The sequence below is a fragment of the Haloterrigena sp. KLK7 genome, assembly GCF_037914945.1.
Taxonomy (GTDB): domain Archaea; phylum Halobacteriota; class Halobacteria; order Halobacteriales; family Natrialbaceae; genus Haloterrigena; species Haloterrigena salinisoli.
In genome coordinates this window covers 129,906-152,503 of record NZ_CP149787.1, presented here as the reverse complement: position 1 = coordinate 152,503, position 22,598 = coordinate 129,906, and the positions used below count along the sequence as shown (strand labels likewise).

Below are 22,598 nucleotides of genomic sequence, written 5' to 3'. Positions count from 1 at the left end.
TCCTCTCGGTGCTGCTCGGCGCGGCGCTCGTCGCCGCGGGCCTTCTCGGGGCAGCGATCCGCTGGCCGACGACGCGAGCGTCGACGCGTTCGACCGCGACTGAGCGGTTCGGAAAGTCGCCCTCCCGGCTCCGCTCAGGCCTCGAGGATGTCGTCGTCCTCCGCCTCGGGGACGGCCAGCGAGCCGTCGAGAACCGTCACGCCGCGACCGCCGACGCGGACGTCCTCGCCGATCCGAACGCGGACCAGCCCCGGTCGATCGACGTAGTGGCCCTGCTCGAGGCGCAGTTCCTCGGGGAAATCGTCGTCGAACGCGCCGAAGCGGTCGAGGTACGCGCCGACGGCGCCGCTGGCGGTACCGGTGACGGGATCCTCCGGCACGCCGGCTCCCGGCGCGAACATCCGGCCGTGCAGGGTCGACTCCCGGCCGAGCGCGTCGAACGTGAAGCAGTAGACGCCGGTCGCGTCGACCTCGTCGGTGAGCTCCTCGATCGCCCGCATATCGGGCTCGGCGCTCCCGAGATCCGAGAGGTACGTGATCGGCGCGATCAGGAAGGGGAGCCCGGTCGAGGACACCGCCAGCGGGATGTCGTCGCTGGCCCCCTCGAGGGCGGCCGCGTCGACGCCCAGCGCGTCGGCGACTCGGTCGTAGCCGACGTCGACCTCGCGGATCTGCGGTTCGTCCTGGGTCATCCAGACCGTGCCGTCCGGATCGATCTCGATCTCGAGTTCCCCGACGTTCGTCTCGAGCGCGTAGGTCCCCGCCTCGAGGCCCTCGTCGCGGAGGTGGGCGAACGAGCCGATGGTCGCGTGCCCGCAGAGGTCGACCTCCTGGGTCGGCGTGAAGTAGCGGACGCGATAGTCGGCCGTCTCGCTGGGGCCGAGAAACGCCGTCTCGCTGACCGCCAGCTCGGCGGCGATCGACTGCATCTGCCCGTCCGAGAGCCCGTCCGCGTCGGGGACGACGCCGGCCGGGTTCCCGGTCAGCGGCTCGTCCGTGAAGGCGTCGACCTGTAGGATTCGAATCGTGTTCATACGACGGTGGTGGGCCGACGGGCGTATCAATCCCCGGGCCTCGGTCGTCCCGAACCCGTCAGCCCTTCGCGCTTACGACGTCGACGCCGTCGTCCGTGACCGTCACGTACAGCAGCGCGCGATCCGGTTCGGGATCGATCACGTCGTCGAGTTCGGGCGCACAGCCCATCATGCCGATCTCGTTGAACCCGCAGGCGTCGCAGACCGCCGCGTCGGCCAGCGGTTCGTACCCGTCGTCGCGTTCGACGGCCGGGAGGTATCCCGCGTCCGCGATCGGCTCGCTGCACTCCGAACAGGTCAGCGTCGGGGTCGAGCGGAGTCCCGTGGTCATGGTCTCACTATCGCACCGTGGCCCCAAAGAACTGAGTGACCGCTCGACACCGTCAGTCGTCGCTCGGCGTCTCCGCCGGATACTCCGAACGGTCCTCGAGCGGCGGCAACTCGCCCGACTCGTGGATCCCCACCGGCGGCCGGTTGACCTCGGCGGCCGGCGAGGACTCGAGGTCGGTCCCGCCGTCCTCGTCGGTCGTCAGCGACTCCATCTCGCCGTCCTCGCGAGCGTCCTGATCGATCCGCATCGAGCAGAACTCGACGCCGCACATCGAGCAGAAGCGGGCCTCCTTGTAGTTGTCTCCGGGGAGGGTCTGGTCGTGATAGTCGCGAGCGCGGTCGGGGTCGAGCGCGAGGGCGAATTGCTCGCGCCAGTCGAACTCGTAGCGCGCTTCGGAGAGGGCGTCGTCCCAGTCGCGGGCGCCGGGGCGTTCGTTCCCCACGTCGCCGGCGTGGGCGGCGATCCGGTAGGCCGCGAGGCCGTCGCGGACGTCTTCTTCGTCCGGGAGGCCGAGGTGTTCTTTCGGGGTGACGTAGCAGAGCATCGCGGCCCCGGCCTGGGCCGCCATCGCGGCGCCGATGGCGCTCGTGATGTGGTCGTAGCCCGGCGCGACGTCGGTCACCAGCGGCCCGAGGACGTAGAAGGGGGCGCCGTCGCAGACCTCCTGCTGGCGCTCGACGTTCTCCGCCACCTTGTGCATCGGAACGTGGCCCGGGCCCTCGACCATCACCTGCACGTCGTACTCCCACGCGCGGCGCGTCAACTCACCGAGCGTGTCGAGTTCCGCGTACTGGGCCTCGTCGCAGGCGTCGGCCAGACAGCCGGGCCGCAGGCTGTCGCCGAGGCTGAAGGTGACGTCGTGCTCGGCGAAGATCTCGCAGATCTCGTCGTACACCTGAAAGAGCGGGTTCTGCTCGCCGTGTGCTTCCATCCACGAGGCCATGATCGAGCCGCCCCGCGAGACGATCCCCGTCTTGCGGCCGTCGGTCAGCGGCAGGTGCTCCGCCAGAATCCCGGCGTGGATCGTCATGTAGTCGACCCCCTGCTCCGCCTGCTTCTCGATGACCTCGAGCAACAGCTCCTTCGTGAGTTCCTCGGGACCGCCGGCCCGCTTGACCGCCTCGTACAGCGGCACCGTCCCGATCGGCACCGGCGAGTGCTCGACGTGGGTCTCGCGGATCTCGTCTAAGTCGCTACCGGTGCCGAGATCCATCACCGTGTCCGCGCCGTAGTGGACCGCGGTGTGGAGTTTCTCGAGTTCCGTCTCGAGGTCGCTGGTCTCCTCGCTGTTGCCGATGTTCGCGTTGACCTTCGTCGCGAACTCGCGGCCGATGATCATCGGATCGAGCGCGTCGTGATTCGCGTTCGCCGGGATCACGGCCTGTCCCTCGGCGACCTGCTTCCGAACGAACTCGGGGTCGCGGTTCTCGCGCTCGGCGACTCGCTCCATCGCGTCGGTGACCGTCCCCTCGCGGGCGGCTTCGATCTGGGTTCGCGCCATCGATAACTAGGTTGTATCATCGAGTTATATAGCGCTTACGCTGGGGACTCCTCGCTCGAACGGAGCCGCGAGACGGTGGAATCGATCCGCCGGGACGGTGTTCTAACGCAGGGCGTCTCCGTCGTCGCTTCCCAGTACCGCTCTCAGAAGTTCGGATGCAAATCCGTCAGATAGCGACGCTGAGATCCCGGTGAACGATAGTTACAATCCAGTCCAACACAGGTGGATTTTTATAGTACGATGTTGCCCACTTCGCAAGGAGTTATGGCGACGGAACATCATCGCAACGCTGACAGGGGGAGTAGCTCGACGGACGAACAGACGTACGTCTTCTCGTCCGAGAAGGCGCCGACGCTGGCCGTCATCGAGGCCGTCGCGTCCGCGTCGGAGGCCGATCCCACGTCGCTCCCACCGCTGTACGACGCGATCGATCCCGACGCACTCGACGCGACGTTCGAGTCGACGGCGTCGCAGCCGGGAGAGACGCGACGCGTTTCGTTTTCCTACGGCGGGTTCGACGTCGCCGTCGGCGACGGACCGGGCGTCACGGTGACGCTCGAGGAAACGACCGACTAACGGGACCTCAGGGGGGGAAGTCGTTGCGAGGCGTGCTATCGACTGGCGCGAATCGTCCGAATACCCATCGTTTAAGCGCCGCTGATTCGTGGTACGTCCCGAAACACGATGTCCGACCTACCGGACGACTTCGACTGTACGATCACTACCTGGGAGTACATCTACGGCCTGTGTCGCGACGTCAGCGACGACGTTCGCGACGACGAGTTCGATCCCGAGGTCGTCGTCGCGCTGGCCCGCGGCGGCTGGTTCGCGGGGCGGTGTCTCTGCGATTTCCTCGGACTGGACGACCTGACGAGCCTGAAGATGGAACACTACGTCGGGACCGCCGAGAAGAGCGGCGAGCCCTCCGTCCGCTACCCGATGCCCGAGGGCAGCGTCGAGGGGAAGGACGTGTTGATCATCGACGACATCGCCGACACCGGCGGCTCCATCGAGCGCGCCCACGAGTACGTCACCGACCGCGACGCCGGCGAGGTCCGCACGGCGACGCTGCAACTGCTCGGGACCAGCGAGTACCAGCCCGACTACGTCGGCGAACACCTAGAGGAGTGGACCTGGATCGTCTACCCCTGGAACTTCATCGAGGACATGGTCGATCTCGTCTCCAGCGTCATGGAGCAGGCCGACCAGGAGTCGTTCACGCAGGAAGAGATCCGTCACTACCTCGCCGAGTTCCACGGGATCGACCGCATCGAGATGGAGATCGCTCAGCCCGACCGCGTGCCGGAAGTACTGACCGAGATGGAGCGACGCGACGTCCTCGAGTCGGCCGGCCCGGGCGAGTGGACGCTGAGCGACGACTGAATCGACCGGCGACTGACTGCATACGGGCGGCTCGCCGCGTCGGATTCCTCCGTCGTCGCGTCGGCTCCGCGCTGCTCGCGGACGCCACCGCGAGCCCCTACGCCGGACGGAGCGACGGGGGAACCTCAAGGGCGACGACCTCGTGTCGCGTCTCCCGCTGGTGATCGGAACCGATAGCCATCGCCTCGTCGCGGTCGGTGGCCGCGTGTTCGAACGAACATCCCTCGCACTGGACCAGGTACTGTTTCACGCCGCCGTCGGTCTCGGTCGACTCCCTGTTCGTGAGCATACCTGCTCGTTCACCGCGTGTTCGCTTGAGCCGTTTTCCAAAAGGGTTTGGCATGCCGTACCACTGGTCTGTCGCCGGAAGTGAGTCGTTCGACTGCTATCAGCACGCCTGCGCCCGGTCAGTCAGTGAACGATTTGAGACAGGTCGCGACGGAAGACGGTCGCTCCGCCGCGGCCGGTGTAGCGCCGCTGAACTGGGACGCGGCCGCTCCTGCGATACACGTCAGTACAGTAAGGGATTTATTTGATGGCTGTGACAACTCTGTCGTATGAAACGTATCCTATCGAGCCTCGGTATCGGGGCCGCAACGGTCGATACGGTCCTCCCGACGACGCTCACGGCGGGCGACACCGTCGACGCGCGCGTCGACGTCACCGGCGGGAACGATACCCAGGCGGTCGACGGCATCTACTTCGCGCTCGAGACGCGCTACGAGACCGACGAGAGCACCCGCACGGGAACGATCGATTCGCACCGCATCGCGGACTCGTTCACGATCGACCCCGACGAGGACAGATCGTTCTCCGTCTCGATCGATGTGCCGTATCACACGCCCGTGACGATGGGGAAAACGGACGTCTGGCTCGATACGGGCCTCGACATCGACTGGGCGGTCGATCCGGACGACACCGACCCCGTCGAGATCCGACCGGATCCGCTCCGGCGGACGATGCTCGACGCCGTCGAATCGCTCGGGTTCACGCTCCGGACTGCGAACTGCGAGGCCAGCGAGTCGCTGTTCTCGAGCCACCGGTTCGTCCAGGAGTTCGAGTTCGTCCCTCGCTCGGGCCCCTTCGCGGGCGAACTGGACGAACTGGAGATCGTTCCGCTCCCCGAGGGCGACGGCTTCGACCTGCTGGTCGAGGTCGACCGCCGCGGCGGTCTGCTGACCGAACACTTCGACGCCGACGAGAGCCACGAACGCCTGTCGCTCGAGTCGACGAGCGACGATTTCGAACGGCGCCTGCGAGCGGCGATCGAACGGACTCTCTGAGACGCCCGCTCACTCGGCGGTCGACTCGGCGTCGACGGATTCCGCCGCACCGTCCGGCGAGTCGTCCGTTCGCTCGTCCTCGTCGACCAGCGCTCCCTTCCACGTGCCGCGAGTGAACCACGCGACGGCGGCGACGGCGCCGACGACGTCGCCGGCGACGACGCCGGTCCAGATCCCCCGCGGCCCCCACTCGGCGACGAACAGCAGGGCGTAGGTCACGGGCACGCGGACGAGCCACAGGCCCAGTACGGAGAAGGCCAGCGCCGTCTTCGTGTTGCCGGCGCCGCGGAAGGCGCCGAGTACGACCTGCATGGCGCCCATGAAGACGAAGCCGACCGCGGCGAACCGGAGGTAGGTGGAGCCGTAGGCGATCGTCTCAGCGCGACCCGCCTCCTCGGCCGTCACGAACACCGAGACGAACGGCTCCGGGAAGAGCGCGGCCAGCAGCGCCGCGACGGCCATGATCCCCGCGATGGTGCCAGCGGCGATCCACGTCGCTCGCTCGGCGCGGTCGCCCTTCCCCGCGCCCAGGTTCTGGCCGACGATCGAGTCCGTCGCCTGTCCCATCCCCATCGCCGGCAGGAAGGCCAGCGAGATGAGTCGGTTGCCCAGCCCGTAGGCCGCGACGACCGCCGGTTGGAAGGTGACGACCATCGCCGTCATCCCGACCAGCGCCAGCGCCGTCATCGACTGCTCGAGGGCCGTCGGAACGCCCAGGCGGACGATCTCGGCGACGTACTCGAGACGGGGCCGGAGGTGTTCCGGTCGGATGTCCGGCCCGACGCCGCCGTAGTACAGCAGGTAGAAGCCGACGAGCGTCGCCAGTCCGCGCGAGATAACGGTCGCGACGGCCGCGCCGGCGACCCCGAGGTCGGGCAGCGGCCCGACGCCGAAGATCAACAGCGGATCGATGACGAGGTTGAGCAGGACGCTGCCGACCATCACCCGCATCGGCGCGCGGGTGTTGCCGTACCCCCGCATGAGCGCGGCGAAGACGAAGAAGCCGAACACGAAGGGAATCCCGAGGAAGAAGACCCGCAGGTAGTCGCCAGCGAGCGGGATGATCGCGGCCTGCGTCTCCGCGTCGGCGGGGAGGGCGGCGAGCATCGAGTCCGTCGCGAGGAAGCCGACGATGCCGAGCGCGACCGCGACGATCGAGATAAACGAGATCGTCTGGCCGGCGATCAGACCGCCCTCGCCGCTCTCGGCGCCGGTGTGCTGGGCGAGCAGGATCGAGCCCGCGGTCGTGAAGCCGCCGCCGACGGAGATCACCAGAAAGAGGAGCGGAAAGGCGAGGCTCACCGCGCCGACGGCGTCGGGCGAGAGCGCCCCGAGCCAGAAGGTGTCGCCGACGTTGTAGGTCACCTGCAACAGCTGAATGACCACGAGCGGCCACGCCAGTTCGAACATCGGCCGGACGAGCGATCCCTCGGTGAGGGTGCTCGCGTCCGGCGCCGGGCCGGAGGACATGTTAGAGCACTGTCTCTCGAGTCACTTGACCATTCGCGAGGTATGATATCTTCGATCACGATCGACGGCGGATCCGTTCCGCGACGTCGCGCCGGATCCCGACTACCGCGTCCCGTCCTCGAAGGCCCGCTCGACCTCGAGCGCCGCCGTTTCGTCGCTCAGATCGACGCGTCGGACGATCTCGGTTCCGGGGCCGGTGTCGTCGCGACGCCAGTCGTTCGGGGCAGCCCCGTCGGACGCTGCGGCACCGTCGGCCGGTGCCGATTCCGATCGGGACGCGGCGTCGGCGGCCGCCGACGCGGCCGATGCCGGACCGACGCCGCGTCCGCGCTCGTCGACCGGGGCCCCGCGGTGGACGCGGCCGACGTCCCCTCGCCGCGTCCACCCGGGCGCGCGTCCCGCGCCCGCCCCGATTCCGAGACAGTCCCGGCAGACGTCGTTGCTGCCCCACGCGATCGTGTAGATCGGAACGCCCAGCGCGACGACCTGACGGGCGTAGCGGCGATGCACGCCGTCGTCGATGACGCGCTCGCAGTGGACGCAGCGTCGCGTCCCGGACTCGAGCGGACGGTCCTCGAAGCGGTACTCGAGCCCGAACGTGTGGGCCGGATACAGCGGGAGGCCCTCGAGCGTCCAGAGGACGAACAGGCTCACGCAGAACAGGACCGCCGAGTACCACATCGCGATGCGCGGTTCGGCGACGGACATCGGACCGGCGAACGACCCGACGAGGATCGCGACGGGGAGGAGCCGCCGGATCAGCGCGAACAGTTCGACGTGGATGCGGATCACTGCGTCGTCGGGCCGTTCCATCGCTCCGACGTTGGGATAGCGACTGGTAAACGTTTGTGGCAGAACCCTCAGTCGACCATCACGATCCCGCGATCAATCGGCGATCGCTTCGCTCGCGTCCGTCTCCGCCGCGGCGTTCTGGATCCAGAGGTCGCCGAACAGTTCGTCCTGCTCGAGGCGGATCCGACCGCGGTGAGCGAGAAAGAGCAGCGCCAGGTAGGTCATGACGCGCGAGCCGCCGACGCCCTCGATCTCGGCGTACAGCACCTCCTCGCGGCCCCCGTCGTACTGGGTCTCGAGTTCGGTCTCGACGTCGTCGATGACCGCCTCGATGTCCTCCTCGTGGGTCGTGTGAGTGACGTCGTCGCTGGTCGGCTCGTCGTCGACCCGGAAGTCGTCGTCGGCGTGGTAGTCGAGCTCTTGGACGCCCCGATCGTACCCCTGGGGCGACTCGCTCGTGTCGTAACTGCGCGATTCCTTCCACCGAGAGCCGCGTTCGGCCGACCGCAGTTCCCGCACGAGTTCGTCCAGCGTCTCCGGCTTCCCGCGGGCCTGCTTGCGCTCGAGGCGCCGCTCCATCTCCGCCTCGAGGCTCTCGACGGGGTCGAACCCGGGCGCCGGTCCGTCCCCGTCGCCGCCGTCCATCGGCCCCGGCCCCTCGTCGGCGAAGGGGGCCTCCCACGGCGGGAGTTCCTCCTCGTCGGGCTCGTCGGCGGTGAACAGTTCGTCGCTTTTCATCCGCAGGAGGACGCTCGCGTAGAACAGCGCCCGCCCCGACGTCCGCAGGTCGACGTCCTCGATCGCCGCGAGGAACTTGTCGGTCACCCGCACGACGTCGATGTCCCACGGGTCGATCTCGCCGTCCTCGGCGAGTTGCACCAGTAACTCGACGGGCTCGACTTCGTCATCCTCGTCGCCGTCCCCGTCTGCGTCGGTGTCGTCGCCGGCCGTCTCGTCCTCCGAGAACTCGAGGACCGATTCCTCGGCCTCGGGATCGGCGTCTCGAGGGCCGCCGTCGCTACTCGAGTCCGTCTCCGAACCCGATTCCCCCGGCGGCTCTCTCTCCTCGTGACCGGCGATGTTCAGGGGGATGTCGTCCTGCCCGCCGTCCGTGTAAAACTCGTCCGGATCGACGTCTCGCGAGTCGTCCGAGCCGCGTGGCGGCTCCCTAGTCACTCACGGGCACCTCCTCACCGCTCGCGTCGGCGCCGTCGCTCAGATCGATCCCGGTGACGGCGCTGACGTTATCCTGTTGCATCGTGACGCCGATGGCGCGCTCGGAGCGGTCGAGCATCGCCGAGCGGTGGGAGACGACGACGAACTGGGCCTCGTCGGCGAGTTCGTCGACCATCTCGCCGATGCGATCGGCGTTGACCGCGTCGAGGAAGGCGTCGACCTCGTCTAACGCGTAGAACGGCGCCGGGTTGTGCCGCTGGATCGCGAAGATGAAGGCCAGCGCCGTCAGCGACTTCTCGCCGCCGGACATCGCGTCCAGGCGCTGGATGGGCTTGTCGCCCGGCTGGGCCTTCATCGTCAGCCCGCCGTCGAAGGGGTCCTCCTCGTTCTCTAAGTGCAACGTACCGGTCCCCTCCGAGAGCTTCTCGAAGATCTCCGTGAACTGCGCGGCGATCTCGTCGTAGGCGTCCATGAACGTCGCCTTCTTCTGGGTCTCGTACTGCTCGATACGGTCGCGGATCCCCTCCGCTTCCTCGACCAGCGTCGCCTTCGCGTCCTCGAGTTCCTCGAGGTCGCTCCGGACCTCGTCGTACTCGTCGATCGCGAGCATGTTGACCGGCTCCATCGCCTCCATGTCCGCCTGCAGGAGGTCGATCATCTCGAGGACGGTGTCGTGGTCGGGGACGTCCTCGGGGTCGTAGTCGCCGACCTCCGACTCGAGGCTCTCGATCTCCCACTCGAGGTCGCTGACCGTGCTGCGGGTGTCCTCGAGTTTGCTCTCGACGGCGTTGACCCGATCCTGTTGCTGGTCGCGTTCCGCCCGCGCGTCGCTGAGTTCGTCCTTGAGCTCGCTGCGGTCTTCCTTCAGTTCGGTGAGCTCTTCCTCTAACTCCGCGACGGCCTCGCGTTTCTCCTCGAGTTTCGCCTCCTTGGCCTCGATTTCCGCCTCGAACTCCTCGATCTGCTCCTCGTGTTCGGCTTTCCGGTTCTGGGCCGCCTCGATCTCGTCGTGACGGTCCTCGATGGCGTCCTCGGCGTACTCCTTCTCTAAGCTCAGCTCGTTGAGCGTGTTGTCGAGCTCGGCGATCTGGTCCTCGCGGTCGTCGATCTCGGCCTCGAGTTCCTCGATCTGGGCGGTGAGTTCGGGAATCTTCGAGTCCTCGAGTTCCGTCTCGAGTTCCTCGATGTCGGTCTCGATCTCCTCGACGGCGGCGGTCTTCGCCTCGATTTCTCCGGAGATCTCGGTCATCCGCTCGTCGACGGACTCGCGTTCGTCCTCGAGTTCGTCGAGGTCGTCCTCGAGGGCCTCGATCTCGGCCTCGATGGACTCGCGTCGCTCCTCGAGGTTCTCGCGTCGGTTCTCGATCGACCGCACCTCGTCGGTCGCGTCGGTCTTGCGGTCGCGGGCGTCGTCCAGCCGCTCCTCGACGCCGCGCAGGTCCTCGCGCAGGGACTCGCGTTCCTCCTGAAGTTCGGTGATCTGCTTGGCGACGCGCTCGAGTTGGCCCTCGCCGCCGCCGGTAAAGGAATACCGGGAGCCGCTGCCGGAACCGCCGGTCATCGCGCCGCTCTTCTCGACCAGGTCGCCGTCGAGGGTGACCATCCGGTAGTCGCCCATGTACGAGCGGGCGGTCTCCAGGTCCTCGACGACGAGCGTGTCACCGAGCACGTACGAGAAGACGCCGGCGAACTGGTCGTCGAAGTCGACGAGGTTGTACGCGAAGTCGACGACGCCCGGATCGCTCGGGGCCGACGGCAGTCGACGTTGGCTCATGTCCGTCAGCGGGAGGAACGTCGCCCGGCCCGCGTTCCGAGATTTGAGGTGGTCGATACACTGCTGGCCGACGACGTCGTCGTCGACGACCACGTTCGCGAGCCGACCGCCCGCCGCCGTCTCGCAGGCGACGGCGTACTCGCCCGGCACTGATCCCAGCTGGGCGACGGCCCCGTGGACGCCGTTGATCCCCGCGTTGAGGATCGTCGTCACCGCGCGGCCGAAGGAGGTGTCGCCGCTCTCGCCCGCGTTGGCCTCGAGTTCGGCGTACTCCTGTTGTTTGGCCTGAATCTCGTCGTCCAGTTCGTCGATGTCGGACTGGATGCGGCGCTTCTCGCTTTTGAGGTCGTCGACGACGCCCGCGATGTTCTCGCGGTTCTTCTCCGCCTTCTCGAGTTCCCGCTCGAGGTCGCTTCGCTGGCTCTCGATCTCGGGAATCTCCTCGCGCTTGTCCTCGATGGCGGCCTCCTTCTCGTCGATCTCGTTGGAGCGCCGTCGGGCCTCGTCTAACAGGCGGTCCTGCTCGCGCTGGAGGTCGTTCTTCTCGGTTTTCGCCTCCTCGAGGTCCGCCTTGCGCTCGGCGAGTTCGGCTTTCAGCTCGTCGAACTCGGTGTCGACGGCCTCGATCTCGGCCTCGAGTTCGTCGCGCTCGGCCTCTCGTTCCTGGATTTCGCTCTTGAGGGAGGCCTTCTCGAGTTTGTGCTCGCGCATCTCGTCCTCGAGGTCGTCGATCTGCTCTTGCTTGCGGTCGATCTCGACGAACGCCTCGCGGCGGTTCGACTCGGCCTCCTCGATGGCGGCCTCGCTGGCCTCGATCTTGTCCTCGAAGCGGGAGATCTCGCCCTTGATCTCCTCGATCTCGCTCTTGATTCGGAGCTGTTCGTCCTCGCCCTTGCGCTCGATTTCGGCGTTCAGGTCCTCCAGGTCCTCCTGGAGGCGGACGACCGTCCCCTGTCGCTCGTCGAGTTCGCGCTGGAGTTCCTCGAGTTCGTCCGCCAACTCGTCGGCCGTCGCCTCGGCGTCGGCGAGCTCGTCGCGTTTCTCCTCGAGTTCGCTGGCCTTCTTGTAGCCCTCGTACTCCTCCTTCTCGCGGCGCAGGCGGCGGTAGCGCATGGCCTGCCGACGCTCGTCGGCGAGCTGGTCGAGCCGGTCGCGCTTCTCCTCGATCCGCAACTTGGCCTCGTCGATGCGTTCCTCGACGACCTCGAGTTCCTCGAAGGCGTCCTCCTTCTTCGCGTCGAACTCGGCGACGCCGGCGATCTCGTCGATGATCTCCCGGCGGGCGTGGGGCGTCATGTTGATGATCTCGGTGACGTCGCCCTGCATGACGACGTTGTACCCCTCCGGCGTGACGCCCGCCTGCGCGAGGAGGTCCTGAATGTCCGAGAGGTTGACCGAGCGATCGTTCAGGTAGTAGTAGGAGTAGTAGTTGTCCTCGGTCTCCTTGACGCGCCGGCGGATGCGGATCTCGTCGACGTCGCCGACGTCCTCGCTGCCGGCGGCGTTGACGACCTGCGACCGGGTCAGCGTCTCGTCGGCGTTGTCCAGTATGACCTCGACGGTCGCCTCGCGGGGGCCGCCCGACGCGTCGCCGTCCTCGTGACCGGGGTTGTAGATGAGATCGGTCAGCTTCTCGGCGCGGATCCCGCGGGTGCGGGCCAGTCCGAGCGCGAAGAGGACGGCGTCGATGATGTTCGACTTGCCCGAGCCGTTCGGGCCCGTGATAACCGTGAAGTCCTCGTAGAACGGAATTTTCGTCTTGCGGCCGAAGCTCTTGAAATTGTCCAGAACGAGTGCCTTGATATACATTCTCTTAGCGCGCCCTCCATCCGTGCGGGGAATCGTGGCCGATGTGATCGCGATATCGCCGCGACCGAACCGGTACCACGCGGTTATGCGACAATAATATCGTCGCTACCTGAGTCTTCCGCTTCGTCGGTCGTCGACGTCTCCTCGTCCGCGTCGGCGTCAGCGTCGGCGTCGGCCGCGGCCTCGGCGACCTCGTCCGGTTCGGCCTCCGCGGTCACGTCGACGTCCGCTTCGCCCTCGGCCTCGGAGACGCGCCGATCGGGAACGCGAGTCGGCGTCTCCGCGTCGAGTTCGGCCTCGAGAACGCGAATGCGCTCCTTGGCCTCGATGAGTTCATCCGTCAGCCCCTCTACCGTCGACTCGAGTTCCGCAACCGTCGATTCGAGCTCTTCGACGCGGTTATTCGGCATACCCTCTAGCGGTCTGTCTGGCCACATAAACGTACGTCAGACAATACTAACTCTTCTGGCAACTTTCGGTCGCTCGCGAACGTCGGGCCGCGAAACGAGGGGCGACGCCGGGACGGGCGGCGGCGCTCAGCGACGCTCAGTTATCGTCTTCTCGCCACTTGTGCTCGCACTCGGTACAGATGAAGAAGCGCGTCTCGGACTCGTCGGCCGAGCGGATCTGTTGCATGTACCAGTGAGCGCGGTCGTTGCCGCACTCGGGACAGTGGGCGTCGGTCTCGGGCAGCGAGGTCTCGCCGGAGGACTCGATGATCTCGCTGGCCTCCTGGCTGTCGGTCACGACGTACTGGTCGGCGTCGCCTTTCGGCTCCGTGTAGCCACAGCTCCCGCACTTCCAGAGACCGTCGTCGGCCTTCATCATCGAACCGCATTCGTCACAAAATTCCATCGTTGTCCGGGATACGTCGGCCGAGCGACTTAAGCCACCCGTTCCGTTCCCCGGCCGTCGCAGGCGGCGTCACGGCCGGCGGTTTTCCGCGACTCGCGGGATCTCGATACACCTTCTCTCACACGGGCGGACGGGATTCCGGGCTTTATATAGTCGGTTGTGCTACCCTCGAGCATGTTCGGAACGAGCGGTATCAGGGGCGCGGTGGGCGACGAGGTGACGGCCGATCTGGCGCTGTCCGTCGGCCGTGCGCTCGCCACCGAGGGGTACGAACGCGTCGTCGTCGGCCGCGACGTCCGCGAGAGCGGGGCGGTTCTGGTCGACGCGCTGACCGCCGGCATTCGCGAGTGCGGCGGCGACGTCATCGAGGTGGGCGTCGCGCCGACGCCGACGGTCGCCCGCGGCGTCGACTGGCTCGAGGCCGACGCGGGCGTCGTGATCACGGCCTCGCACAATCCGGCCACGGACAACGGGATCAAACTCTGGTCGCCCTCCGGCCAGGCGTTCGACGCCGAGCGCCGTGAGACCATCGCGAGCCGCGTCGAGACCGACCGGTACGACCTCGCGGCCTGGGACGGGCTCGGGACGCGCGCGCAGCACACGGGACTGCTCGAGCGCCACGTCGAGGCGATCGCGGACCGCGTCGACGACCTCGACGGCTTGGACGTCGTCGTCGACGTCGGCAACGGCGCCGGGAGCGTGACCGCGGACGCCCTCCTCGAGTTAGGCGCGTCGGTCCGCACCCTCAACGCCCAGCAGGACGGTCGCTTCCCGGGTCGGCCCAGCGAGCCCAACGAGGAGACCCTCGGGGACCTCCAGGAACTCGTCGGCGCGACCGACGCGGATCTGGGGATCGCCCACGACGGCGACGGCGATCGGATGGTGGCCGTCGACGAGCGGGGCCGGTTCGTCCCGAAGGACCTCCTGCTCGCGCTGTTCGCCCGCGAGGCGGTCGGCAGCGGCGACCGGGTCGCCGCGCCGGTGGACACGAGCCTCGCCGTCGACGATGCGCTCGCGGACGCCGGCGCCTCGGTGACTCGAACCGCCGTCGGGGACGTCTACGTCGCCGAGCGGGCGACCGAGCCCGACGTCGTCTTCGGCGGCGAACCCAGTGGCGCGTGGATCTGGCCCGACGAGACGCTCTGTCCCGACGGCCCGCTGGCGGCCGCCAAACTCGCGGCGATGGCCGCCGCGGACGGCTCGCTCGCCGGTCTGGTCGACGATCTCGAGACGTATCCGATCCGCCGGACGTCGATCGAGGTCGACGACAAGGAACGGGTGATGGAGACCGTCGAGGCGACGGTCCGCGAGCGCTACGACGAAATTGACGCCTTGGACGGCGTCCGCATCGACCACGGCGACGGCTGGACGCTCGTCCGCCCCAGCGGCACCGAACCCGTCGTCCGCATCACCGCCGAAGCCCGCGACGACGACCGCGCCGACGAGCTGTTCGAGGACGCTCGCGAAATCGTCCTCGAGGCGAGCGAGGGGACCGACGTAACCGCCGCCGAGTGAGACGACTCGAGCGGCGTACGCGTCGTCGCTCCGGCTGAGGATCTCGCCTCGCTGTGGCGTGCGCCGTCGATCGTACCCGAACGCCAGTGAGGATCGATCGACGACATTGCGCGAGGTCTTCGTGAGCGTAGCGAACGAATCGGCTGGGGTGGGTGTGGCGATCCCTGTTGCCGGTGTTAGCAGCGTTCTCAGCCCGTTTCTTCGAGCGGGCAGTAACTCGAGTGGCAGCGAACACGATATCGGTCGCTCGTTACCGTTCACCGGACATCGCCGCGAAGAGCCGATTCTCGAACTCGTCCCTCGAGATGCCGTCGGAGGGCCCGATCCCGTTCATGTGGTCGACCGAGACCTGCCCGCCGCCCATCCGGGCGTGGCCGCCCGCGTTCGCCATCGGAATGTCGCTGATGGCGTGGCGGAGCGTCTCGCCCATGTGGACCCGGTCGTCCCGGGAGCGCCCCGAGAGGTGGATCGTCCCGTCGTACTCGCCGTAGACGACGACGGCCGTCACCCCCTCGAGGTGCATCAGTTCGTCCGCGGCCTGCGGGATCGCGTCGACGTTCGAGATCTCGCCGACGTCACAGACGGCGAAGGGGCCCTCGACGCGTTTCTCGGTGATCGCCGTCGCCTTGACCTGTAGGACGTCGTCGCTGACCTGCGGGTTGGCGACCCGATCGAGCAGGTCCTCGTCGACCGCGTCGAACAGCGCGGCGCAGGCGTCGAACTCCGCCCGCGAACAGCCGTTGGTCAGGTGCTTCGTGTCCGACTGGATCCCGTAGAGCAGTCCGGTCGCCAGTTCCGCCGAGACCGCGAGGCCGTCCCCGTCGCCGGTCATCGACGCGCCGAGTTCGTCCAGATACTCCACGAGGATAGTCGAGGCGGCGCCGTACTCCGTCCGGACGTCGGTGAACTCCGTTCCCGCGCCGTTGCCGGGATGGTGGTCGATGACCGCGATCGGTTCGACGGTCTGAGAGCCCGCGAACCCGCGGGGCGTGTTGTGGTCGACGAGGACCACCGCGTCGGCGGCCAGTTGCGAACTCGACTCGATGGCCTCGAGGTCCAGATCGAGGACGGTCCGGAACGCGCGGTTCTCCTGGTGGCGAATCTCGCCGGCGTACTGCAGCGTCGCCTCGGTACCGACGCTCTCGGCGATCCGGGCGACCCCCATCGCACAGGACATGGCGTCGGGGTCCGGGTTCGGGTGCATCACCACCGCGACGTGGTCGTACTCCTCCAGCAGGCGCTGGAAGCGAACGCCCGGCGGCCGCCGGAACCAGCGGACGACCCACCAGCCGCCGACGACGACCGCGACGGTCGCCACCACGAACAGGGAGAGCATCAACGGCTCGAGGGACTCGAGGAACTCGCGGACCGGCCCGACCAGCGCCGCGCCCGACTGGCGGAACGCGCCGCTGGTCGAGCCGTTCCGAACGATCATACGTCACCATTAAATCGAATCGACAAGAAATTTCCCCCTCGAGTGACCGAATCGGTCGGTCTCGACGCAAGTTCTCGGTCGGTCCCTGCCGTCCGGTTCCCGGTCGGACCGCCCTCGATCGGGGGCACTCGCGCAGCGCTCTTCGCGTCTCGCAAGCGGCAGTCCGACCGCCCTCGGACCGCTCAGATTCCGGTCTCGCCGTTTCGGTAGGCTTCGATGGCGTCCCGATACCCCTCGCGGTAGGTCGGATACGCGAACTCGTAGCCGAGTTCGCGCAGTTTCTCGTTGGCACAGCGCTTGCTCGTCAGGATGCGCCGCTTGCCGGCCTCGGAGATGTCGTCGTCCGCCAGTCGGTCGGCTTTCGTCTGCTTCGGTGGCTCCTCGACGCCGCATCGCTCCGCCAGCCAGTCCGCGAACTCCCACTTGTGGGCCGGTTCGTCGTCGACCACCTGGACGACCTCGCCGCGCGCGAGGTCCTCCGCGAGCAGGTAGCGGACGGCCCCCGCGGCGTCGTCGCGGTGAACCATGTTCAGGTAGCCCTCCGTGACGGGCCCCTCGAGGTAGCGCTCGAGGCGGTAGCGGCCGGGGCCGTAGAGACCGGCGTAGCGCGCGACGGTGCCCTCGAAGCCGTGCTCGGGGGGTAACTCGCGAGCGATCCGTTCGGCCTCGGCCAGCACCTCGGTCTTCTCGGTGGTGGGTTCGATCGGCGTCTCCTCGTCGACCCAGTCGCCGTCGTGGTCGCCGTGGACGCCCGTCGAGGAGGTGTAGACCAGTCGCTCCGGCGAGGCCTCGCGCTCGTCGAAGTGCTCGACGGCCGTCCGGAGCCCCTCGACGTAGACCTCGCGTGCGGCCTCGGCCCCGCGCCCGCCGCTGCTGGCCGCGAAGACGACGGCGTCGACGTCCGGGACGGCCTCGAGGTCCGCGTCGTCGGTGACGTCCGCCTGCACGGCCGCGAAGCCGGCGTCTTCGATCGCCGCGATGCCCTCGTCCGATCGGCGTACCCCGATGGCCTCGTGGCCGCGATCGGTCAGTTGACGGCCCAACTCGAGGCCGACGTGGCCACAGCCCAGAATTGCGACGTTCATACCTCGACTCGTGGACGAACGACTATAGTATCACTGCTCGAGGAGACGCTTCGAGTCCCCTCGCCCGATTCGACGTCGTCGACTGGCGGGAGTACTGACGACGCCGTCAGGGCGCGCCGTCGGCGATCACGTACTGGATGTGGACGAACTCCTCGAGTGACATCGGCGCGCGGCGTTCGATCTTCTGCTGGATCTCCTTTGCGTCCATATCGATTCCGAGCTCGCTCTCGACGGCGTCGACGTCGAGAACGGCGGTGGTCATTCCGAGCAGGAGGTGCTCACAGGCGATTTCGACCATCTCGTCGGGCTCGGGTTCGCCGTCCTCGAGCGCCTGTATCTGGGCCGCTTCGGGAAGCGTAAGGGCGGGCGAGTCGCCCTCGAGCAAGGCCTCGGCGCTCTCGCGGTCGACGTCGGTCTCGTCGGCGACGGCGTCGACGCCGTGCTGGTTGACGACCGCCCGGAGGTCGTCCTCGTACTCGGCGCGGAGGTCGGCGGGCGAGTCCGGGACGGTCATCCGTTGTTCGTAGAACATGCCCGGAAGAACGGGCATCGCGTTGAAAGGTATTATTATCCCTGTCGGCTCGGTGACGGGGTATCGACGCCACGTCGGCGGCCGACTCGAGTCATCGCGTTCGCTGCAATTGTCCGCCGAAACGTTCAATTGGGCATACTTACATGAGATACTATGAAAGTTGCCCTGATCGGTGTCGGTCAGGCCGGTGGCAAGGTCACTGAACGGCTCGCCCGCTTCGACGCGGAGATGGGGTTCGGAGCCGTCCAGGGCGCGCTGGCCGTCAACTCCGCTGAACCGGACCTCCAGTCGCTCGAGTACGTCGACACGCAGTTGGTCGGCGCCGACCGCGTCAACGGCCACGGCGTCGGCGGCGATAACGAACTCGGGACCGAGATCATGCAGGCGGACATCCAGCAGGTGCTGGACTCGATCGACGGCCGCGTCACCTCCAAAGCGGAGGCGATCTTCGTCGTCGCCGGCCTCGGCGGCGGCACCGGCAGCGGCGGCGCGCCGGTCGTCGTCCACCACCTCCAGCAGATCTACGACGTTCCCGTCTACGCGCTCGGGGTCCTCCCGGGGCGAAACGAGGGCGCGCTCTACCAGGCCAACGCGGGCCGGTCGCTGAAGACCATCGTCCGCGAGGCCGACTCGACGCTGCTGGTCGACAACGACGCCTGGCACGAACAGGGCGAGAGCGTCGAGGGCGCCTTCGAGACGATCAACGAGCGGGTCGCCAAGCGCGTCGGCCTCCTGTTCGCCTCCGGCGAGGCCGTCGAGGGCGTCGGCGAAAGTGTGGTCGACTCGAGCGAGGTCATCAACACCCTCCGGGCGGGCGGCATCGCCGCGCTGGGGTACGCGACCGAGATCGCCAGCGAGGACAGCGCCGAGAACGTCAACACCGCCATGAGCGTCTCTCGACAGGCCCTGCTGACGGGCACCAGTCTCCCCGACGCGACGACGGCCGACTCGGCCCTGCTGGTCATCGCCGGCGAACCCGACCGGATCCCGCGCAAGGGCGTCGAACGCGCCCGCCACTGGCTCGAGGACGAGACCGGCAGCATGCAGGTTCGGGGCGGGGACTTCCCGCTGGACAGCGACCGGCTCGGTGCGCTGGTCCTCTTGGGCGGGGCGGAACGCTCCGACCGCATCGACGAGTCATGGAACGCGCGCGCGAGGCGAAAAAGGCCCAGGAACGCGAGGAGGAGCAGACCGATCCGGCCGAGCAGTTCGCCGACGATCGCCTCGAGAACCTCTTCTAACGCCCCGATCCCGGAACCCGCTCGGATGGACGTTTTCGGTCGGGTTCGGTGACTGTACCCAGCGGTGTCAACTGATCCGGGTTCGCCGCCGACCGACGAGACGGCGGTCCACCGACGGCCGACGACGGCCACCGGCCGAGCCGAGATTCCGCCGGACGTGAACGGTGTCCGGCCGACGGGTATCGCGGTCGGCGGACCGGTCGGCGACCGGTATCATTTATAAGTACTCTCGGGACCCATGACACAGTCCATCACAGTAGGAGGGCGCCCCTGCGAACGGTTTTCAGGGGGTAGTGGACCGGTAGGTTTAAATTGAAGGCGCCAATAGGTACGGCTACCAGAACGCCACCGGGGCGCGTATCGCTCGACGATCGATGACAGGAAATCTTATTCACCGAGGTTTCGCAGATCGTGAGCAGATGCTGTGTACGGCCGCTCGTTTCCGTTCGACGGTATCCGTCCGACCGACGGCTGTAACCGTCCGTGAAACGGGCGAACGTCCCCGGTGCGGGTATGGCACAGAGGTTTGAATAATACATGGTAGACGAATCAAAGAACATCGAACTGACGGAGGACGACCTCGAAAACAAATCGAAAGGACAGCTTATCAAGATGGCCGGTCAACTGCGGGACCGGCGAAACGAGCTGAACCAGATGGCGTCCGAGCGGGCGTCCAAGCGCGACGACCTCAACGCGAAGACACGCGAGAAGGTCGACGAGGCCCAGGAACACCGCGAGAAGCGCGACGAGCTCAACGAGAAGGTTCAGGAGCACAAGGAGAGCCGCAACGAGCTCAACGCCGAGGCCAACGAGCTGTTCGACAAGGTCGAGAAGCTCAAGTCGGACATGGAGCTCGACGAGGGCAAGGACTTAGAGGACCTCGAGGAGGAGATCGAGGAACTCGAGTTCAAACAGCAGACCGAGGTCCTCTCGAGCGAAGAGGAGAAGGAACTCATCGAGAAGATCGAGTCCAAGCGCGAGGAGTACGAGTCGCGCAAGGAAAAGCTCGAGCAGAACGAGGACTTAGAGGACCTCGTCGAGGAAGCCGAGGAAGTGCGATCGGAAGCCTCCCAGCACCACCAGAAGGTGACTGAGCTCGCGGACAAGGCCCAGGAACACCACAACCAGATGATCGAGGCCTATCGGGAGGCCGACGACATCCGCGACGAGGCCGACGAGATGCACGAGAAGTTCGTCGAGGCCCAAGAGGCCGCCGACCAGCACCACGAGGACTTCGTCCGCGTCCAGAAGCGCCTGCGCGAACTGGACAAGAAAGAAGAGGAGGAGCGCAAGTCCGAGCGCGACAAGAAGAAAGAGGAGGCCAAGGAAGAGGCCGAGGAGATCTATCAGAAGTTCAAGGAGGGCGAGACCCTCGACACCGAGGACCTGATGAAGCTCCAGAAGACCGGCCTGCTCTAGGTCGTTCTCGTCTACCGGCGGTTCGGTTTTCTCTCTTTGCGGCGATTTCGGCGTCGACGGTTCCTGAGCCGGTGGACCAGCCGTTACGCTCTCGAGATCGACACCGCGCGTCTCCGATCGGCCGAACGTCCCGGTCCGCTCGAGCGGCGGGACCTTCTCATCGCGTGGAAGCAGGGTGAGCTATTTTAGTCCCTGCCGCGGTGGAGTGTAGACGAGCGCGTAATGGATACGGAATCGAATCGAATAGCCGGGCGACCGACCGGCCGCGGCAGCCTCGCCGAATACGATCCCGGATTCGATCGCCTCGCAACGGATCGCGGGGAGCGAGACGCACCGGAAGCGGCGCCTGTCGACGGCGTCCGGTGGGCGGTCGCCGCGGACGGTGATCGTTCCGAGCGAAGCGATAGGGGTCTCGACGCCGTCGCCGAAATCGTCGCCGCGTCCGCTCGCGAACTGGCGACGCCCCTGCAGTCACCGGAGCGATTCGTCGAAACCGACCGCGGACGGCAGGTGTTCGGACCCGACTAGTATGCCTGTGGAACCGACCGACCGATAGCGGACACCGATCGAGTTAGTGAGCCTATACCGATGACAGCTGATCACGATTCTTCGACCATGCACCGACACGACGACGACGCGGGCGTCCTGATACCCGGCATCGAGGCGCCGAGTACCGTCGCCTGCCTCCGTTCGCTGCGACCGCGGGGTATCCGTACCATCGTCGGGTCCGAGTCGTCGACGACGCCGGCGTCCCGCTCGACGTACTGCGACGAGTTCGTCGAGCTGCCGGATCCGTCCGAGGATCTGTCCGCGTACGGTGACGCGTTGCTCGAGGTCGCCGAGCGGTCGGACGTCCGAACGATCGTCCCGGTCCGCGAGGAGGACGTCTACGTCCTCGCCGATCGCAAGGCGGCGTTCGCCGCGGCGGTCGAGACGAACTGGCCCGATTTCGAAACCCTCCGGCGGGTTCAGGACCGCGTCGAACTCTTCGCCGCCGCCGACGCGGCCGGCGTCGCGGTCCCGGAGACCGCGCTGCTCGACCAGTGGACCGACTGGGACCAGGAGACGATCGTGAAGCCGCGGTACACGGTCGCTTCGTCCGCGTATCTCGATCCCGACGCCGACGATATCGAGATCGGCTCGACGGAGTACCAGCAACCCGGGACGCCGCCGGACCTCCAGTCCATGGTCGATCGGCACGGTCACGTCCCGCTGGTCCAGGAACGGATCCCCGACTCCCGCGAGTTCGGCTTCTTCGCCCTCTACGATCGCGGCGATCCGGTGGCGACCTTCCAGCACTGCCAGCACCGCGGCTGGGAGTACTGCGGCGGGCCCAGCGCCTACCGCGAGTCGGTGTACGATCCGGCCCTCGAGTCGGCCGGTCGGGACCTGCTGGACGAACTCGAGTGGCACGGCCTCGCGATGGTCGAGTTCCTCCGCGACCCCGACGACGGGGAGTACAAGCTCATGGAGATCAACCCCCGCTTCTGGTCGTCGCTGCCGTTCTCCGTCCGCGCGGGCGCGGATTTTCCGTACTACTACTGGCGGCAGGCCATCGGCCGGCCGATCGAGCCGGGGGACACCTACGAAGTCGGGATCGGCGGCCACCTGCTCCGGGGGGAGCTCAGCTACCTCCACAGCGTGGCGACCAAGGAGTATCCGATGGTCGAACGGCCGTCGCTCGCGGGCGCGGTGCGCGACGTCGCGACGTCGCTCGTCAGTCAGCCGCGGTTCGACTACGCGGTGGCCGACGATCCGATGCCGTTCGTCCGGGACGGCATCAATCTGATCGAAGCGTACCGCGAGAGCCGATCGACGTCGGGTTCGGCCGACGGCTCGAGCGGAACCGACGGCTCGAGCGGCGACGACGACCGAGAGCCGACGGGATCATCGCCACAATCGGCGCGTTCACGCGGGACGTCGCCGTCGCAGACGTCGCAGGGATTCGACGACTGATGACGCG

Annotated in this window: 20 protein-coding genes and 1 pseudogene; 8 read left to right on the top strand and 13 right to left on the bottom strand. The window is 67.2% G+C overall.

Features of this window, described 5'->3' with window-relative positions; genetic code table 11:
- Window positions 1-134: 134 nt before the first annotated feature.
- Genes WD430_RS00765 through thiC form a run of 3 tightly spaced genes read right to left on the bottom strand, consistent with a single transcriptional unit; the run spans window position 135 to window position 2,866 of the window.
- Window positions 135-1,034 (bottom strand): PhzF family phenazine biosynthesis protein, encoded by a 900-nt coding sequence (locus tag WD430_RS00765; protein WP_339104129.1) that lies wholly within the window; start codon window positions 1,032-1,034, stop codon window positions 135-137.
- A gap of 58 nt (window positions 1,035-1,092) precedes the next feature.
- Window positions 1,093-1,365, bottom strand: coding sequence for a hypothetical protein (locus WD430_RS00760; RefSeq protein WP_339104128.1), 273 nt, complete (start codon window positions 1,363-1,365; stop codon window positions 1,093-1,095).
- Between the two features lie 52 nt (window positions 1,366-1,417).
- On the bottom strand, window positions 1,418-2,866 hold the full coding sequence (gene thiC / locus WD430_RS00755) for a phosphomethylpyrimidine synthase ThiC (protein WP_339104127.1): 1,449 nt from the start codon (window positions 2,864-2,866) through the stop codon (window positions 1,418-1,420).
- Window positions 2,867-3,130: 264 nt separating this feature from the next.
- Here thiC and WD430_RS00750 point away from each other — a divergent pair, with 264 nt between their 5' ends.
- Together WD430_RS00750 and WD430_RS00745 are read left to right on the top strand one after the other, a co-directional pair.
- Entirely contained in the window at window positions 3,131-3,442 is a 312-nt protein-coding gene (locus tag WD430_RS00750) for a HalOD1 output domain-containing protein (protein WP_339104126.1), read from the top strand.
- A gap of 108 nt (window positions 3,443-3,550) precedes the next feature.
- Window positions 3,551-4,249, top strand: coding sequence for a phosphoribosyltransferase (locus WD430_RS00745; RefSeq protein ID WP_339104125.1), 699 nt, complete (start codon window positions 3,551-3,553; stop codon window positions 4,247-4,249).
- Between the two features lie 97 nt (window positions 4,250-4,346).
- Here the strand turns inward: WD430_RS00745 and WD430_RS00740 are convergent, their stop codons facing one another.
- Window positions 4,347-4,538, bottom strand: coding sequence for a hypothetical protein (locus WD430_RS00740; protein WP_339104124.1), 192 nt, complete (start codon window positions 4,536-4,538; stop codon window positions 4,347-4,349).
- A gap of 268 nt (window positions 4,539-4,806) precedes the next feature.
- Between WD430_RS00740 and WD430_RS00735 the strand changes: the two genes are divergently transcribed.
- Window positions 4,807-5,532, top strand: coding sequence for a sporulation protein (locus WD430_RS00735; protein WP_339104123.1), 726 nt, complete (start codon window positions 4,807-4,809; stop codon window positions 5,530-5,532).
- 9 nt (window positions 5,533-5,541) lie between these two features.
- Here WD430_RS00735 and WD430_RS00730 read toward each other — a convergent pair whose 3' ends face one another.
- The 6 genes from WD430_RS00730 to WD430_RS00705 all read right to left on the bottom strand — a co-directional run bounded on the left by WD430_RS00730 (window position 5,542) and on the right by WD430_RS00705 (window position 13,408).
- Window positions 5,542-7,002, bottom strand: coding sequence for an MATE family efflux transporter (locus tag WD430_RS00730; protein ID WP_339104122.1), 1,461 nt, complete (start codon window positions 7,000-7,002; stop codon window positions 5,542-5,544).
- Between the two features lie 102 nt (window positions 7,003-7,104).
- Window positions 7,105-7,815 carry a hypothetical protein gene (locus WD430_RS00725; protein WP_339104121.1) on the bottom strand — a complete coding sequence of 237 codons (711 nt, stop codon included), beginning with the start codon at window positions 7,813-7,815 and terminating at the stop codon, window positions 7,105-7,107.
- Between the two features lie 72 nt (window positions 7,816-7,887).
- A complete protein-coding gene (locus tag WD430_RS00720; protein WP_339104120.1) occupies window positions 7,888-8,970 on the bottom strand; it encodes a ScpA family protein in 1,083 nt (360 codons plus the stop codon).
- A complete protein-coding gene (gene smc / locus WD430_RS00715; RefSeq protein WP_339104119.1) occupies window positions 8,963-12,553 on the bottom strand; it encodes a chromosome segregation protein SMC in 3,591 nt (1,196 codons plus the stop codon). The genes WD430_RS00720 and smc overlap by 8 nt, the downstream gene beginning before the upstream one ends.
- An 83-nt stretch (window positions 12,554-12,636) precedes the next feature.
- Entirely contained in the window at window positions 12,637-12,963 is a 327-nt protein-coding gene (locus WD430_RS00710; RefSeq protein WP_339104118.1) for a hypothetical protein, read from the bottom strand.
- Between the two features lie 136 nt (window positions 12,964-13,099).
- Window positions 13,100-13,408, bottom strand: coding sequence for a transcription factor S (locus tag WD430_RS00705; RefSeq protein ID WP_339104117.1), 309 nt, complete (start codon window positions 13,406-13,408; stop codon window positions 13,100-13,102).
- 174 nt (window positions 13,409-13,582) lie between these two features.
- On the opposite strand from WD430_RS00705, the gene glmM reads away from it, so the two are divergent.
- Window positions 13,583-14,923, top strand: a complete 1,341-nt coding sequence (gene glmM, locus WD430_RS00700) for a phosphoglucosamine mutase (RefSeq protein WP_339104116.1) — start codon at window positions 13,583-13,585, stop codon at window positions 14,921-14,923.
- 250 nt (window positions 14,924-15,173) lie between these two features.
- Here glmM and WD430_RS00695 read toward each other — a convergent pair whose 3' ends face one another.
- The 3 genes from WD430_RS00695 to WD430_RS00685 form a co-directional block, all read right to left on the bottom strand.
- Entirely contained in the window at window positions 15,174-16,358 is a 1,185-nt protein-coding gene (locus WD430_RS00695; RefSeq protein ID WP_339104115.1) for a bifunctional oligoribonuclease/PAP phosphatase NrnA, read from the bottom strand.
- Between the two features lie 182 nt (window positions 16,359-16,540).
- The gene (locus WD430_RS00690) at window positions 16,541-17,443 is read right to left on the bottom strand and encodes an SDR family oxidoreductase (RefSeq protein WP_339104114.1); all 903 of its coding nucleotides are present in this window, start codon (window positions 17,441-17,443) and stop codon (window positions 16,541-16,543) included.
- A gap of 106 nt (window positions 17,444-17,549) precedes the next feature.
- Window positions 17,550-17,975, bottom strand: coding sequence for a DUF5791 family protein (locus WD430_RS00685; protein WP_339104113.1), 426 nt, complete (start codon window positions 17,973-17,975; stop codon window positions 17,550-17,552).
- Window positions 17,976-18,128: 153 nt separating this feature from the next.
- Here WD430_RS00685 and WD430_RS00680 point away from each other — a divergent pair.
- The 4 genes and pseudogenes from WD430_RS00680 (at window position 18,129) to WD430_RS00665 (ending at window position 22,591) form a co-directional block, all read left to right on the top strand.
- Window positions 18,129-19,216, top strand: a pseudogene (locus WD430_RS00680) (tubulin/FtsZ family protein).
- A gap of 537 nt (window positions 19,217-19,753) precedes the next feature.
- The gene (locus WD430_RS00675) at window positions 19,754-20,635 is read left to right on the top strand and encodes a phosphoserine phosphatase (protein WP_339104112.1); all 882 of its coding nucleotides are present in this window, start codon (window positions 19,754-19,756) and stop codon (window positions 20,633-20,635) included.
- A gap of 222 nt (window positions 20,636-20,857) precedes the next feature.
- Window positions 20,858-21,163 (top strand): hypothetical protein, encoded by a 306-nt coding sequence (locus tag WD430_RS00670; RefSeq protein WP_339104111.1) that lies wholly within the window; start codon window positions 20,858-20,860, stop codon window positions 21,161-21,163.
- Window positions 21,164-21,250: 87 nt separating this feature from the next.
- Window positions 21,251-22,591 (top strand): carboxylate--amine ligase, encoded by a 1,341-nt coding sequence (locus WD430_RS00665; RefSeq protein WP_339104110.1) that lies wholly within the window; start codon window positions 21,251-21,253, stop codon window positions 22,589-22,591.
- Window positions 22,592-22,598 lie beyond the last annotated feature (7 nt).

What these genes read in the sequence shown, in the direction of transcription:
- WD430_RS00765 (WP_339104129.1), bottom strand. Translation starts at nt 1,034, where the DNA reads ATGAACACGATTCGAATCCTACAGGTCGACGCCTTCACGGACGAGCCG.
- WD430_RS00760 (WP_339104128.1), bottom strand. Translation starts at nt 1,365, where the DNA reads ATGACCACGGGACTCCGCTCGACCCCGACGCTGACCTGTTCGGAGTGC.
- thiC (WP_339104127.1), bottom strand. Translation starts at nt 2,866, where the DNA reads ATGGCGCGAACCCAGATCGAAGCCGCCCGCGAGGGGACGGTCACCGAC.
- WD430_RS00750 (WP_339104126.1), top strand. Translation starts at nt 3,131, where the DNA reads ATGGCGACGGAACATCATCGCAACGCTGACAGGGGGAGTAGCTCGACG.
- WD430_RS00745 (WP_339104125.1), top strand. Translation starts at nt 3,551, where the DNA reads ATGTCCGACCTACCGGACGACTTCGACTGTACGATCACTACCTGGGAG.
- WD430_RS00740 (WP_339104124.1), bottom strand. Translation starts at nt 4,538, where the DNA reads ATGCTCACGAACAGGGAGTCGACCGAGACCGACGGCGGCGTGAAACAG.
- WD430_RS00735 (WP_339104123.1), top strand. Translation starts at nt 4,807, where the DNA reads ATGAAACGTATCCTATCGAGCCTCGGTATCGGGGCCGCAACGGTCGAT.
- WD430_RS00730 (WP_339104122.1), bottom strand. Translation starts at nt 7,002, where the DNA reads ATGTCCTCCGGCCCGGCGCCGGACGCGAGCACCCTCACCGAGGGATCG.
- WD430_RS00725 (WP_339104121.1), bottom strand. Translation starts at nt 7,815, where the DNA reads ATGGAACGGCCCGACGACGCAGTGATCCGCATCCACGTCGAACTGTTC.
- smc (WP_339104119.1), bottom strand. Translation starts at nt 12,553, where the DNA reads ATGTATATCAAGGCACTCGTTCTGGACAATTTCAAGAGCTTCGGCCGC.
- WD430_RS00710 (WP_339104118.1), bottom strand. Translation starts at nt 12,963, where the DNA reads ATGCCGAATAACCGCGTCGAAGAGCTCGAATCGACGGTTGCGGAACTC.
- WD430_RS00705 (WP_339104117.1), bottom strand. Translation starts at nt 13,408, where the DNA reads ATGGAATTTTGTGACGAATGCGGTTCGATGATGAAGGCCGACGACGGT.
- glmM (WP_339104116.1), top strand. Translation starts at nt 13,583, where the DNA reads ATGTTCGGAACGAGCGGTATCAGGGGCGCGGTGGGCGACGAGGTGACG.
- WD430_RS00695 (WP_339104115.1), bottom strand. Translation starts at nt 16,358, where the DNA reads ATGATCGTTCGGAACGGCTCGACCAGCGGCGCGTTCCGCCAGTCGGGC.
- WD430_RS00690 (WP_339104114.1), bottom strand. Translation starts at nt 17,443, where the DNA reads ATGAACGTCGCAATTCTGGGCTGTGGCCACGTCGGCCTCGAGTTGGGC.
- WD430_RS00685 (WP_339104113.1), bottom strand. Translation starts at nt 17,975, where the DNA reads ATGTTCTACGAACAACGGATGACCGTCCCGGACTCGCCCGCCGACCTC.
- WD430_RS00675 (WP_339104112.1), top strand. Translation starts at nt 19,754, where the DNA reads ATGGTAGACGAATCAAAGAACATCGAACTGACGGAGGACGACCTCGAA.
- WD430_RS00670 (WP_339104111.1), top strand. Translation starts at nt 20,858, where the DNA reads ATGGATACGGAATCGAATCGAATAGCCGGGCGACCGACCGGCCGCGGC.
- WD430_RS00665 (WP_339104110.1), top strand. Translation starts at nt 21,251, where the DNA reads ATGCACCGACACGACGACGACGCGGGCGTCCTGATACCCGGCATCGAG.